Annotated in this window: 10 protein-coding genes and 1 pseudogene; 3 read left to right on the forward strand and 8 right to left on the reverse strand. The window is 44.7% G+C overall.

Annotated features, from left to right (window positions below):
- Positions 1 to 242: 242 nt before the first annotated feature.
- Positions 243 to 1613 (reverse strand): sodium-dependent transporter, encoded by a 1371-nt coding sequence (locus B853_RS08665; RefSeq protein ID WP_050568948.1) that lies wholly within the window; start codon positions 1611 to 1613, stop codon positions 243 to 245.
- A gap of 430 nt (positions 1614 to 2043) precedes the next feature.
- On the opposite strand from B853_RS08665, the gene cls reads away from it, so the two are divergent.
- Positions 2044 to 3501, forward strand: a complete 1458-nt coding sequence (gene cls, locus B853_RS08670) for a cardiolipin synthase (RefSeq protein WP_010449085.1) — start codon at positions 2044 to 2046, stop codon at positions 3499 to 3501.
- A gap of 190 nt (positions 3502 to 3691) precedes the next feature.
- Positions 3692 to 4897: a cystathionine beta-lyase gene (locus B853_RS08675; RefSeq protein WP_038884484.1), complete on the forward strand. Its 1206-nt coding sequence runs from the start codon at positions 3692 to 3694 to the stop codon at positions 4895 to 4897.
- 45 nt (positions 4898 to 4942) lie between these two features.
- Here the strand turns inward: B853_RS08675 and B853_RS08680 are convergent, their stop codons facing one another.
- The 7 genes and pseudogenes from B853_RS08680 to pspA form a co-directional block, all read right to left on the reverse strand.
- Positions 4943 to 5506: a DNA-3-methyladenine glycosylase I gene (locus tag B853_RS08680; RefSeq protein ID WP_038884486.1), complete on the reverse strand. Its 564-nt coding sequence runs from the start codon at positions 5504 to 5506 to the stop codon at positions 4943 to 4945.
- 69 nt (positions 5507 to 5575) lie between these two features.
- Positions 5576 to 8680, reverse strand: a complete 3105-nt coding sequence (gene vmeI / locus B853_RS08685; protein ID WP_038884488.1) for an efflux RND transporter permease subunit VmeI — start codon at positions 8678 to 8680, stop codon at positions 5576 to 5578.
- Positions 8677 to 9762 carry an efflux RND transporter periplasmic adaptor subunit gene (locus B853_RS08690; protein ID WP_038884489.1) on the reverse strand — a complete coding sequence of 362 codons (1086 nt, stop codon included), beginning with the start codon at positions 9760 to 9762 and terminating at the stop codon, positions 8677 to 8679. Before B853_RS08690 ends, vmeI begins: the two co-directional genes overlap by 4 nt.
- A 1-nt stretch (position 9763) precedes the next feature.
- A pseudogene (locus B853_RS08695) lies at positions 9764 to 10794 on the reverse strand (efflux RND transporter periplasmic adaptor subunit).
- A 155-nt stretch (positions 10795 to 10949) separates the two neighbouring features.
- Entirely contained in the window at positions 10950 to 11339 is a 390-nt protein-coding gene (gene pspC, locus B853_RS08700) for an envelope stress response membrane protein PspC (protein WP_010449099.1), read from the reverse strand.
- The gene (pspB, locus tag B853_RS08705; RefSeq protein ID WP_038884492.1) at positions 11332 to 11565 is read right to left on the reverse strand and encodes an envelope stress response membrane protein PspB; all 234 of its coding nucleotides are present in this window, start codon (positions 11563 to 11565) and stop codon (positions 11332 to 11334) included. Before pspB ends, pspC begins: the two co-directional genes overlap by 8 nt.
- A 14-nt stretch (positions 11566 to 11579) precedes the next feature.
- The gene (pspA, locus tag B853_RS08710) at positions 11580 to 12251 is read right to left on the reverse strand and encodes a phage shock protein PspA (RefSeq protein ID WP_010449102.1); all 672 of its coding nucleotides are present in this window, start codon (positions 12249 to 12251) and stop codon (positions 11580 to 11582) included.
- A 234-nt stretch (positions 12252 to 12485) separates the two neighbouring features.
- Between pspA and pspF the strand changes: the two genes are divergently transcribed.
- On the forward strand, positions 12486 to 13496 hold the full coding sequence (gene pspF / locus B853_RS08715; protein WP_038884493.1) for a phage shock protein operon transcriptional activator: 1011 nt from the start codon (positions 12486 to 12488) through the stop codon (positions 13494 to 13496).
- Positions 13497 to 13536 lie beyond the last annotated feature (40 nt).

Here is a 13536-nt window from a genome sequence, read left to right on the forward strand (position 1 = left end):
TTCCTATAAACATTCTTACGCTTATTCAATAAACATAAGAAATCACGCAAATTCTGTAAGGCTTATCGGAATGCCACTCGATAACTTTAATCGCGTTTTTTGTGATTCAAATCACTATGCGAGCAACTTCACAATAAACCTATGAATTTAGTATTAAAAACATCAAATATATAAATTTCGAAAATAAAAAAACGGAAGCCCCTAAGGGACTTCCGCTGTTAATTTTAAAAGATCTGAGTAAGTTATAACTTCTTAGAGAAGATACCCGCTAGTGCAATAATACCGATACCTAGTAGCATGATTTCGCCTTTACCGCTGTCGAAACCAGACTTGATACCCATGAAGGCTACGATAGCGATAGCAACTGGGATTACGTATTTAACTAGGTTGTACCATAGACCAAATAGTGGGAAAGATACTTGACCGTCGTTCGTGATTTCTTTCTCAAGCTCAGCACGGTTCAGGCGCCAGCCAGCAAAGATACATACCAACATACCGCCAACCGCTAGGAAGATCTTATCCGTTAGCAGGTCGAAAATGTCGAATGCGCCAGTACCAAATAGTGTAGGACCAACACCGCCAAGTGATAGTGATGCAAACACACATAGTGACGCCATTACTACACTTGCTGAAAGTACTGCTGTTGAACGCTTCAGGCCTTTCTCATCGATTAGGTAAGAAACCACAACCTCTAGTAGAGATACTGAAGAAGTCAGTGCTGCAACTGTTAGTCCGATGAAGAACATCAGAGCGAACAGAAGACCGATTATGCCGCCCATTTCAGCAAACAGCTGAGGTACAACAACGAATACTAGACCTGGACCTGCTGCTGGCTCCATACCGAATGCGAACATTGCTGGGAACATTGCAACACCCGCAAGGATTGCCACACCCGTATCCATCGCCGTAACCATACCGGTAGTTTGAACTAGGTTCTCTTTCTTCTTCAGGTAAGAACCGTACGTCATCATACAACCCATACCGAGAGATAGTGAGAAGAATGCCTGACCTAGCGCTGCTAGAACCACATTGCTGTCTACTTTCGAGAAGTCTGGCATGAACAAGAACTCAAGACCTGCCATAGCACCTGGTAGCATCAGACCTTTCACTGATACAACGATCAGGATAAGGAATAGAAGAGGCATTAGAATTTTGCCTGCTTTTTCAATACCGCCAGAAATACCTTTCATTACGATAGCAATGTTAAGGAATAGGTAAATACCCATCCACATTAGCGGTTGAACTGGATCAGAAATAAAACCGCCGAAGCTATCACCGATTGCTTCAGGGGTGCTTAGTAGACCACCACCTACTTTAAAGATGTATGCTAACGCCCAGCCACCTACTACAGGGTAGAAACCCATGATCAGTAGACCACTTAGTACGCCGATAACACCAGTAAATGTCCAACGACGGTCAGTAGATTTGAAAGCACCTACTGCTGAAAGACCTGTCTTACGACCAATAGCGAATTCAGTAAGCATTACGCTAAAGCCGATAAAAATAACAAATAGAAGGTAGATTGCAACGAACGCACCGCCGCCACTCTCACCTGCTGTGTAAGGGAATTTCCATATATTGCCTAAACCGACAGCGGAACCCGCTGCTGCCATTACGAAGCCTAGTTTAGACCCCCACGTATCACGTGGTGCTGCTGTATTAGTTGTAGCCACGCTTCTTCTCCAAAATAGTTATGTTGTGTATGCATAGAGATAGGCGTCGAAAATGTTGTGTAAAAAAAAGTATACACTTTATAAGATGTTTGTGTGACGCTCTATGTATGGCAAGTAAAGCAGTTTCAAATTAGAATTGGAACCCCAAAAGTTACATTTATCGAACAATTGTAACTTCACGCACGTTAAATGCTGCTTTTTTAGTCAAAGGTTAAGAAAAAGCCTTATTTTTTACACAAAAATAACAGATAGCCCTGTTATAAATTTCACTCCTTGATACAAAATCCTCTGCACTTTCCCAATTAAAAATTGTTCCCCGAATTTGTTTTTGCGCTTAGTATCCATATTGGGCTTATTACTTTTGGCATTTATGGACAAGTTCTATCATTTTCTCACCCTTGCTAGCATCGGGCTTTATTGGTTCCTAGTCGCTGGTGTTACTATCCGTGTCGTATTAAAACGTCGCGCTGTTAGCGTTTCTCTTGCATGGCTGATGGTCATCTACATCGTGCCTGTGCTTGGCGTTGCCTGTTATTTCCTATTCGGTGAGCTCAACCTTGGTCGAAAACGTGCTGAACGTGCCAAAGTGATGTTCACACCGTTCCAACAATGGTTTACTCAGTTAAATGATTGTAACGCACATGTTCCTGAAGCAATGGGGCGTCATATCTACCGCATTGACGAACTGTGTAACAACCGTTTAGGCCTTCCTGCACTGAGTGGCAACACTCTCTCACTTCAACAGTCGCCAGATGAGATTCTTCACTCCATCATCGAAGATATTGAAAACGCACAGCATAGCATTCGAATGGTTTTCTACATTTGGCACCCTGGCGGATTGGCCGACTCGGTGGCTTCAGCCCTAATCCAGGCCGCAAAACGTGGCGTAGACGTAAAGCTGTTGCTCGACTCTGCCGGCAGCCCGCGCTTCTTTCGGAGTCATTGGTACAAGATGATGAAAGATGCGGGCATTGATGTGGTGCAAGCATTAGAAGTAAAAATGTGGCGTATTTTCCTACGCCGTTTGGATTTGCGTCAGCATCGTAAGATCATCGTGATTGATGATGAGATCGCCTACACTGGTTCGATGAACCTAGTAGACCCAGCTTTCTTTAAGCAAAGTAGTGGCGTTGGTCAGTGGATCGATATCATGGTCCGTATTACCGGCCCTACTGTTAACGTGTTAAGTGCTATTCATTGTTGGGATTGGGAAGTGGAAACAGGTGAGCGTCAGCTACCTAAACACCCTGAATGTCGCATTGACAATAGCGATGAATTTCAACATCCGATTCAAGTGGTTCCATCAGGGCCAGGGATGCCGGAGTATCTGATTTATCAGGTATTGACCTTAGCAATCAACCAAGCGAACCGTTCACTGAGAATCACAACGCCTTATTTTGTCCCAAGTGCCGATCTTCTTGAAACGCTAAAAATGACCGCACAACGTGGTGTAGAAGTTGAACTCATCATCCCACATAAAAATGATTCCATGATGGTTCAATGGGCATCAAGAGCTTTCTACAGTGAGTTAATGGCGGCAGGAGTAAAGATCTACGAATTCTATGGCGGCCTGCTGCACACCAAATCGGTGGTAATTGACGACCAGTTCTGTTTGGTCGGCACAGTCAATATGGATATGCGCAGCTTATGGCTGAACTTCGAAGTTACGCTTGCGGTGGACGATGAAGAGTTCACAAAACAGATGTCATGGCTGCAAGATACTTACATCAAACAGTCACACACTGTCTGCAAAGACGAGTGGAAAAAGCGCAGTATCTTTTCTCGTTTCTTAGAGCGTGTTTTCTATTTATTTAACCCGCTACTTTAATAAATAAGATAAAGCCGCTAAATCTCAACAAAACCGACAGATTGATGCTGTCGGTTTTCTTTTTTACGCCCTATACCACTGTTTTTCGAGTGATGCTCGGACAAGTCGTTTCATTTCTATTTTTCCCTTGCAAACCACCCTTGGTCCATGTTTTAAATATTGAAAATTGTAATTTAGACAGGGAATTTTTATGTCAGAAGGCAAAAAGACCAAACTCGTCACCGCTGGCCGCGATAAGAAGTGGACAAATGGCGTGGTAAACCCTCCGGTACAGCGAGCTTCTACCATCGTATTTAATACCGTTGCGGAAAAGAATCAAGCGATGATCAACCGTGCAAACAAGACCCTGTTCTATGGACGCCGCGGCACAAACACGCACTTTGCCTTTCAAGATGCCATGGTGGAAGTGGAAGGCGGCGCAGGTTGTGCTCTTTACCCATGCGGTACTGCAGCGATTTCTAATGCCATCCTGTCTTTTGTCGAAACGGGCGACCACATTTTAATGGTTGATACCTGTTATGAACCAACCCGCGACTTCTGTGACACCATCATGAAGAAGATGGGCGTCGAGACGACTTACTTTGATCCTATGATTGGTGATGGTATTCGTGAACTTATTCAACCGAATACCAAAATCCTTTTCCTTGAATCTCCTGGCTCGATCACCATGGAAGTGATGGACGTTCCTACTCTGGCAAACATCGCACACGAACAAGACATCATCGTAATGTTGGATAACACCTGGGGCGCGGGCGTGAACTTCTCTCCATTTAAGCACGGCGTTGATATCTCGATCCAAGCCGCGACCAAATACATTGTTGGTCACTCAGATGTGATGTTGGGTACTGCGGTCGCGTCTGAGAAGTACTGGGATCAATTACGTGAGCAAAGCTACCTAATGGGTCAGTGCGTTTCTCCTGATGATGCATACCTTGGTCTGCGTGGTATTCGAACTTTAGATGTCCGTCTGCGCCAGCATGCAGAAAACAGCCTGAAAGTTGCACAATGGTTGGCAAGCCGCCCTGAAGTCGATCACGTTCGTCACCCTGCCCTAGAAAGCTGCCCAGGTCATGAATTCTTTAAACGCGACTTTACCGGTGCTAACGGCCTGTTCTCATTCGTATTGAAAAGCTCGTACCCGAAAGCAACCACTGCGCTGTTAGATGGTATGAAGCACTTCAGCATGGGTTATTCATGGGGTGGCTTTGAGAGTTTGATTTTAGCCAACGAGCCAAAAAGCTTTAACAGCTTGCGCACAGTAGCGAATCCAAACTTCGAAGGCACACTTGTCCGTCTGCACATCGGTCTTGAAGATGTGGAAGATCTCATTGCCGATCTTGAAGCTGGCTTCGAGCGATACAACGCTCTCGTACTAGAAAGAGAAGCGTCTTACTAAGTTCCTTCAGATTAGATATAAACGCCCTAATTTTAGGGCGTTTTACTACTTACCTGCTTTACAAGGACAACCAACAATATGGTCATCGACCATGCCGACTGCTTGCATAAAGGCGTAGCAGATCGTCTCGCCCACAAACTTAAAGCCTTTCTTTTTGAGGAATTTGCTCATCGCTTTGGACTGCTCTGTAGAGGCTGGCACTTGGCTCATGTCTGTCCAGTGATTCACAATTGGCTTGCCATCAACAAATTGCCATAAGGCTGCAGAAAGGCTTCCGTATTCTTCTATCAATTGCTTTGCCGCTTTAGCGTTGCTAAATACTGAGTTGATTTTGCCTCGATGTTTAACCACGTCGAAGTTTTCAACAATGAACTCTGTACGTACTTCATCGCGTTGGATCAGCTTGTCCAAGTCATAGTTTTCAAACGCCTCTCGATAACCTTCGCGTTTTTTCAAAATCGTAATCCAACTTAAGCCGGCTTGAGCACCTTCTAACGTGATGAATTCAAACAATACCGTATCGTCGTGTACAGGCACACCCCATTCAGCATCGTGATATTCGCGTTCAAGTGGATGGTTCATCGCCCATGCACACGTATTCTGTTCCATATTTAATCCTTATAAAAACGCCTCTGACGTTAGCCAGAGGCGTTTTAGAACGTTACTTAAACTAAGCCGTTACTTAGGCACTGCCACCTTGTGGAATAGACGATACAACACTGGCACAACAACTAATGTCAGTATGGTCGCAAAACCTAAACCAAACATGATCGTTACCGCCATTGGTTTAAAGAAGATATCCGGTAGCAGCGGAATCAACCCCAAAATAGTAGTAATCGCTGCCATACATACTGGACGGACACGGCTTACTGCCGCATCAACAACCGCGTCGTACGCTTCTTTACCCGATTTCATCTCAATCTCAATCTGATCAAGCAGTACGATACCGTTTTTCAGTACCATCCCTGACAAGCTCAAAAATCCAAGGAGCGCCATAAACCCAAACGGTGTATTCAAGGCAAGTAGACCAGTTGTAACACCGATTAATGCCAGAGGCACCGTCAGCCAAACAATCAGCGGCTCTTTGATTGAGTTAAACAAGAAGATAGTGATCAAGAACATGAACAAGTAGCCCATTGGCATCGTTGTGAACAATGACGCCTTCGCATCGCCTGATGACTCGTACTCACCGCCCCACTCTAGTGAGTAACCTGGTGGCATTTCGATTGCTTCAATCTGAGTCTGTAAACGTTTTTGCAAGGTCGCCGCAGTCTCTTGACCCAAAATATCTGGATCTGCCATAACCGTCAGCATACGTTTGCGGTTCTTACGCACAATGATTGGATCCTCCCAACGCATGTCGTAGCCCATGGTTACTTGTTGTAGTGGAATAAACTCACTCTGAGCTGGGCTCCAAATTTTCATCCCCTCGATGTTACGGATGTCAATGCGTTCATCTTCAGGAAGACGAGCGACGATTGGCATCAGCGTTGTACCATCACGGTATAGACCAACGTTCATACCAGAAAATGACATCGACAAGAAGTCGTCTACATCTGATTTGGTGATACCGTAACGACGAGCTTGGCTCTCATTAAATTTAGGCTCTAGTACTTGCGTACGTTCACGCCAGTCATGACGAATGTTCGTTGCACCCGGATCCGCGTACATTATGTCCATAACTTGAGCGGCAAGAGTGCGAAGTACGGTAGGATCTGAACCGATGATACGAGCTTCAATTTTCGCGCCGCCACCAGGACCCAATTCAATTTGCTTCAGCTTATAATTGATCTCTGGATAGTTCGCTTTTATATGCGCTCTGAATCGCTCCATCAATGGCGCTAACGCTTCGTAGTTATCCATTCGTGTGGTAATTTCACCGTACGCGGCATAGCTCTTTTCTGGAGCATACGTCAGCATAAAACGTTGCAGGCCCTTACCGGCTGTCGTCGTAATATGATCGACATGGTCCTGTTTTGCTAACCAGCCCTCTAACTCTTTTAGTTTTGTATTAGTAGCACGAATATCCGTCCCTTCCGGTAACCAAACATCTACCTGGAAGATAGGTGTGGTTGATGATGGGAAGAATGCTTGTTTCACAAAGGTAAAGCCATAAATACTTGCAGCAAGACCCGCAACCAAAACAATGACTGTTAGCCACGCTCGGCGCATACAAAACTCAAGGAAGTTCTTGTACATAACAAAGATAATGCCGTTGTAAGGGTCATTATCTTCGCCCTCCCCACTCTTTATTTTCTGACCTTTAAAAAAGATATCAGCAAAAAATGGGGTTAATGATATCGCCGTAAACCAACTCAGCATTAAAGAAACGAGCAGAACCGTAAATAAGGTCCCACAGTACTCACCCGTTGAGTCTTCAGACAAACCAATCGGAGCAAAGGCGGTTACTGCGATAACCGTAGCACCCAACAAAGGCCATTTGGTCTGGGTTACGATATCAGTGGCAGCCTGTAGCCTCGTTCGCCCTTTCTGGGTACCAATCAGTATCCCTTCCACCACCACGATGGCGTTATCCACCAGCATACCCAGTGCGATAACCAAAGCACCGAGAGAAATACGCTGCAAGTCGATGGCTAGGTACTTCATGAAAATAAAAGTACCCAGAACCGTCAATAACAAGATCAAACCAATTAGTAGACCAGATCTAAGCCCCATAAAGAACAGTAATACTATGATTACGATACCAACCGCTTGCGCTAAGCTGACAACGAACCCGCTCACTGATTTGTCTACTTCTTTCGGCTGACTGTATATCTCAGAGATTTCAACACCAACAGGTTGTTGATATTTCAACTCAGCAAGGCGACGGTCAAATGATTTTCCGACTTCAACCACGTTAACGCCTTGCGCGAACGACACACCAACGTTCAGAGCTAAGTTACCGTTAAAGTTGATGATATTCGTTGGTACATCAACATACCCACGCTTGATATCTGCTACGTCTTTCAAAAAGATCAAGCCTTGTGCACCGGACTCGGTTAGCAACAAATCCCCTAACTCATCAACACTTTGAAACTCACCTGTTGGCTGGATACGAATATATTCGTTACCAATTCGGATTGCCCCCGCATCCGAAACCACGTTCTGCGTAGACAATAGATTGAAGACTGTATTTGGTGACAAGCCGAGGCTGCTTAATTTCTTCATCGAAATCTCAATGAAGACTTGCTCTTGCTGCTGCCCTGACACTGAGACTTTACTAACACCATCAACTAATTCGAGCTCACGCCTTAAATAGTCAACGTAATCGAGTAGCTCTTTGTAGCTGTAACCATCACCAGTTACCGCAAGCAAGATCCCGTATACATCACCAAAGTCATCAATGACCGAAGGATCGTTTACGCCCGGAGGCAAAGACCCCTTCAAATCATTCACTTTACGACGTAATTCATCCCAAATCTGAGGTAAGTCATCTGGACCGTAGTTATTCTTCATTGTCACAGTGATTTGCGACAGACCACGACTGGAAATCGAGTTAACCTCATCCACATAGGTTAGCTGCTGAATGGCCTTTTCGAGCGGGTACGTTACTTCCTCTTCCACTTGTTGAGGCGTCGCTCCTGGGTACGACGTTACAACCATTGCATCTTTGATGGTAAAAGCAGGGTCTTCAAGACGGCCTAAACCAAAGAATGCAGCGGTACCACCAATCAAAAAGATCAATGAAACCATCCAACTGATTACACGGTTACGGATAAAATACGCTGCAATACCCGTTACATTATCATCATCTTGAGGCGCACTATTATTTTGCTCACTCATTGCGTTGCCTCCTGCTTGATTACTTCCACTTTAATGCCATCTCTCAATCGAGATAAACCGGCCACAACCACTTTGTCATCAAGCTCTAAACCGTCAAGGATTTGGACCGACGTTTGTGAGGCTTTGCCCGCTCGTACCTTTTGGCGACTGACGGTATTATCGTCGTTCAATACCCATACAAATTTGTTTTCTCGGCTTAACTCATCACCATCAGCATTGAAAATTGCTTCAATCGGCACGTTGATCCCAACATTGAGTTCCAAACCAACATTTTTGTCTTTAGATGTCACATCCACAGCCATACCATCAAGAATGTACTCATCTTGAGGCATCGGCAAAGAAAGCGTAACGGTGAACGTACCCGTATTAGGATCAGGTTCTGTGGTAAATTCTTTGATTCTTGCTTCATATTCATTACCACTCGGTACACGAACAACCGCATTAATCGTAGTCAACCGCTCTTCTGTTGGTGGCTGACTCACATACAATCGATCCGGAAGCTGAATTAAGACTTCAACTCGCTCCACTGAGTGAATATTTACGATGTACTGACCTACCTTGATGTTTTCAAATTGATCGACATTAACTCGCGAGATGATGCCATCAACTGGGGCTTTAAGTGTGGTGAAAGACAAACGCAGTTTTGCCAGTTCTAACTCTGCAAGTGCAATTTGTCGTTGCGCTGCAATTTCATCAAATTGAGATTTCGCCAATAATCCCTTCTTCACCAAAGGCGCAGAACGACGATATTGGCTATCAACCACGGAAAAACGCGCCGAGGCGTTATCAACATCCAATTGGTAGTCAGTTGGATCCAACTTCGCGATCACATCACCTTTTGTGACCTTATCACCTTCTTTGACCAAGACTCGGCTCACCTCTCCTGCAACACGAAAACTCAAGTGAGAACGATCGGCAGCGTTAGCGATAGCAGGGAAGTACAGGTTATCATCCACTTTCATTCCTTCTAATGAAGCAACACGGACGCGCGGTGTTTCAACCTCTCTCTCTGGGCCCTTGTCACCACATCCCGCTAACAACACGGCAGAACAGAGAGCCGTTAAAGCTAAGATTCCTTTCATATTACAATCCTCGCTCCTTAACCCACTCGCGAACCTTGATCCCTGACTCAATCACGTTCACACCAGAGATGATGATTTGATCTCCATCATCCAAGCCTTCTTCAATTTGCTGCTTTTCGTTCAACGTGACTGAGACTTTCTCAACAATACCTTGTTCATTCACACGCCAAACGTAAGTTTTGCCATCTTCAGTAAACAAAGCTGAATCAGGAATCTTGGTCACACCAGCATTTTCAGAGACTAAATGAACGTTACCGGACATACCCGGTAAGATACCCACACCTTCTGGGCGATCCATTACCATCGTCACCTTGTAGCTGCCGGTTTTAGGATCGGCTTCGGTATCAATTTCTTGGAAAGTGAGTTCAAAAGAACGCTCAGGAAACGCATCAAAAGTCATCGTCGCGTAGGCATTGGCACCTTGGGTGAATTTACTCAACAGGTAATCAGGCAGCTGGAACAGAACTTTCATCACTTGGTTAGTTTGAATGTTCATGACGCCTTCTTTAGCGGCCACGAACTCATGGTTTTCGGCTGGCAGATAGGAAATAGTGCCATCGTAGGGCGCAACAAGTTTTGTGTATCTTAGGTTTGCTTTGGCCTGGTCCCACTGTGCTTTTGCGGAATTATGATTGGCTTTTGCCGCATCGAAGTCTTGTTCAGATACCACCTGCTCTTTGCGAAGCTTTTTCGAACGTTCGTATTGAACGTCGGCTAAGGTGTAATTTGCTCGGGCTTGTTTTTCGAGGAGTGAATACTCGTCAGGGTTGAGTACCGCGAGCACATCGCCTTTTTTAACCATTTGCCCGGCATTCACTTCTATCGATTGAAGTAAGCCAGGCACTCGGAATGCGAGTACTGCTCGGTCGCCGGCTTCTGTGGTGGCAGGAAAATGTCTTTCAAACTGGGCATTGCTACAGAGACCGTGAAGAGTTTTGCGGGCCGTGATTCGGGTTCAGGGACAGGAGGCAGTTCTTTCCCACATCCAGATAGAACCGTCATGACCGCTAAGGGAATGAGCGCTTTTCTCATGTGAATTCATCCATTTAACATCCATTCTATTTAAGGTAGATGAATTTATGGTGTTCTTCTAGAGCAGGAAGGAAAAAATTTCTTAAAAAATAGTAATTTGAGATAAAAATAAAGCAGACCTGAGTCTGCTTTATCAATAAATTGGGAACTGATTACTAGAGCTTATTAAACTCTCTGTTTACACGGTAAGTATCAGATGTGACATACGCCTCCATACCGCGAATTTTGCTATCAAGGCGACTGAAGTCGCTTTCTAGCACACTCAACAACTGGTCTGGGCTTTGACCTTTCTGCCACGGTTTACTCTTCAGCGTATGTTCTTGGCGTGACTTAATGTTTTCTGTGTAAGTCACTGGCTGCTTTTCCAACATAAAGGTCATCGCGACATATGCTAGCAATACTAGAAAGGTACCACCTAGTAATGCCGCTGAAATCACAACGATACGAATTAGCCAAACTTCCGCACCAAAGTAGTTTGCCACTCCGGCACACACGCCGGAGATTTTTCCATTTACAGGGTCACGATACAGTTCTCGTTTATTCATATTTGCGTCTCCACGTTGGGGATTCTGCGTCCAAGATACGCTCCAATGTTTCAACTCGAGACTGCATCGACTCCGCTTTTTCCGACAGTACCTGAAGACGCTCTAGATCTTGGCTCGACAGTGCACTATCTGCTTTGCGTTTACTGCGATAGTGTAAGAAGAGCCATAGTGGAGCGACAAAGATTAAAAAGACAATCAATGGTCCAGTAATAAAAAATGTCGACATAAATGGCTCCTTTCTTATTTATCGTTCGATGACATCTGTTCTTTCAGTTTTGCCAACTCTTTTTCAATTTCATCTTGTGCTTGTAGCTCTGCAAACTCTTGGTCTAAAGATTTTGCGTTGCCAGTTTTCGCGTACAGATCCGCTTCCGCTTCCATTTCGTCAATCTTACGAGAGTATTGCTCGAACTTTGCCATCGCCTCGTTTGTACGACCTGCGTGAAGCTGTTTTTGTACATCGCGACGGTTAGATGCTGTTTGATTACGAATCGCTAACGCTTGTTGCTTTGCTCGTGTCTCAGTGATCTTGGCTTCTAACTTGCCAATTTCACCCGTCAATTTTTCGATGGTCTCTTCTACCAACGTCTGTTCAGTGTGAAGACCTTTAATCACTTGCTCAAGTTTTTGCTTCTCAATTAGTGCAGCACGTGCTAAATCTTCGCGCTCTTTCACTAAAGCAAGGCTTGCTTTTTGGCTCCATTCATTAATTTGGTCTTCTAGTGCTTCCACTTTACGAGCCAACTCTTTTTTGTCTGCAATTGCTTTAGCCGAGTTAGTACGTACTTCTACGAGTGTGTCTTCCATTTCTTGAATGATAAGACGGATCATTTTTTCAGGATCTTCCGCCTTGTCTAGCAATGCACTGATGTTTGAGTTAACGATATCTGCAAAACGAGAAAAAATACCCATAACGGAACTCCTCTTTTTTTCCTATTTAAACTCGACAAGGCGTTAATTTACCTTGCGTCTCCCTTTACATATAACAAGTTGCGTGCCAACTTTAATTAACCTTAATAAACAATAAGTTAAGCACATTGTTGTTGTGACGCACCGATATGCTATGATGTTTTTTACCAATAGTTGGTAAATTTCACCAACTTCAATACGGTAACTTATGGCCAGATAGAAAATAAGAAGGACTTTATGAAGCAAAACCTCATTGGTGAATCGCCCGCTTTTCTCGCCGTACTAGATAAAGTATCACAACTTGCGCCAATCGAACGCCCCGTACTCATTATTGGCGAGCGAGGCACGGGTAAAGAGCTCATCGCACAACGTTTACACTATTTATCAAAGCGTTGGGACAAGCCACTGCTTTCTTTAAACTGTGCGACCCTAAGCGAAGGTTTGATTGATTCCGAGCTATTTGGCCATGAATCCGGTTCATTTACTGGCTCTAAAGGTAAACACAAAGGACGTTTTGAACGTGCTGAAGGCGGCACTCTGTTTCTAGACGAGTTAGCAACTGCCCCTTTGTTGGTACAAGAGAAACTGTTACGTGTGATCGAATATGGCGAATATGAGCGTGTTGGTGGGCATACTGCACTCACTGCCGATGTGCGTCTAGTGTGTGCGACCAATGCCGATTTACCGAAACTAGCCGAACAAGGCGATTTTCGAGCGGATCTACTCGACAGATTGGCGTTTGACGTCATCATGCTTCCACCACTGAGAGAGCGAAAGGAAGACATTCTTTCCCTTGCCGAGCATTACGCGATCAAGATGTGCCGTGAATTGCAGTTGGAATACTTTGTGGGCTTCACGGAAGAAGCGCAACAGTCGCTGCTCGATTACGAATGGCCGGGTAACGTCCGTGAGCTAAAGAACGTTATTGAAAGAGCAATCTATCGCCACGGTTTGAATGCTGACCCTATCGAGCATCTTACCTTTAACCCATTTGAAACTGGTTGGGATAACTCGCTTGGCCATACCGCAGTTCAAGAAGAAGCTGAAACAACTGAAACCAATCAAACCTCTGTGATTCGGTTCCCTCTGGACTATAAACAATGGCAAGAAGAACAAGATATTGAACTGCTCAACCGTGCACTGGAAGAAGCGAAATTTAACCAACGCCAAGCAGCAGAGTTATTGGGATTAAGCTACCACCAACTTAGAGGTATGGTCAGAAAATACAGTTTAGTCGGCCAAGGATAAATTTCACCTGCCCTCTCAGTCTAGAAATGGCTCACTATAC

The sequence above is a fragment of the Vibrio rotiferianus CAIM 577 = LMG 21460 genome (genome assembly GCF_002741985.1).
Classification (GTDB): Bacteria; Pseudomonadota; Gammaproteobacteria; order Enterobacterales; family Vibrionaceae; genus Vibrio; species Vibrio rotiferianus.

Excerpts from the sequence above, each read along its gene's own strand:
- B853_RS08665 (WP_050568948.1), bottom strand. The coding sequence starts at position 1,613 with ATGGCAGCAGCGGGTTCCGCTGTCGGTTTAGGCAATATATGGAAATTC.
- cls (WP_010449085.1), top strand. The coding sequence starts at position 2,044 with ATGGACAAGTTCTATCATTTTCTCACCCTTGCTAGCATCGGGCTTTAT.
- B853_RS08675 (WP_038884484.1), top strand. The coding sequence starts at position 3,692 with ATGTCAGAAGGCAAAAAGACCAAACTCGTCACCGCTGGCCGCGATAAG.
- B853_RS08680 (WP_038884486.1), bottom strand. The coding sequence starts at position 5,506 with ATGGAACAGAATACGTGTGCATGGGCGATGAACCATCCACTTGAACGC.
- vmeI (WP_038884488.1), bottom strand. The coding sequence starts at position 8,680 with ATGAGTGAGCAAAATAATAGTGCGCCTCAAGATGATGATAATGTAACG.
- B853_RS08690 (WP_038884489.1), bottom strand. The coding sequence starts at position 9,762 with ATGAAAGGAATCTTAGCTTTAACGGCTCTCTGTTCTGCCGTGTTGTTA.
- pspC (WP_010449099.1), bottom strand. The coding sequence starts at position 11,339 with ATGAATAAACGAGAACTGTATCGTGACCCTGTAAATGGAAAAATCTCC.
- pspB (WP_038884492.1), bottom strand. The coding sequence starts at position 11,565 with ATGTCGACATTTTTTATTACTGGACCATTGATTGTCTTTTTAATCTTT.
- pspA (WP_010449102.1), bottom strand. The coding sequence starts at position 12,251 with ATGGGTATTTTTTCTCGTTTTGCAGATATCGTTAACTCAAACATCAGT.
- pspF (WP_038884493.1), top strand. The coding sequence starts at position 12,486 with ATGAAGCAAAACCTCATTGGTGAATCGCCCGCTTTTCTCGCCGTACTA.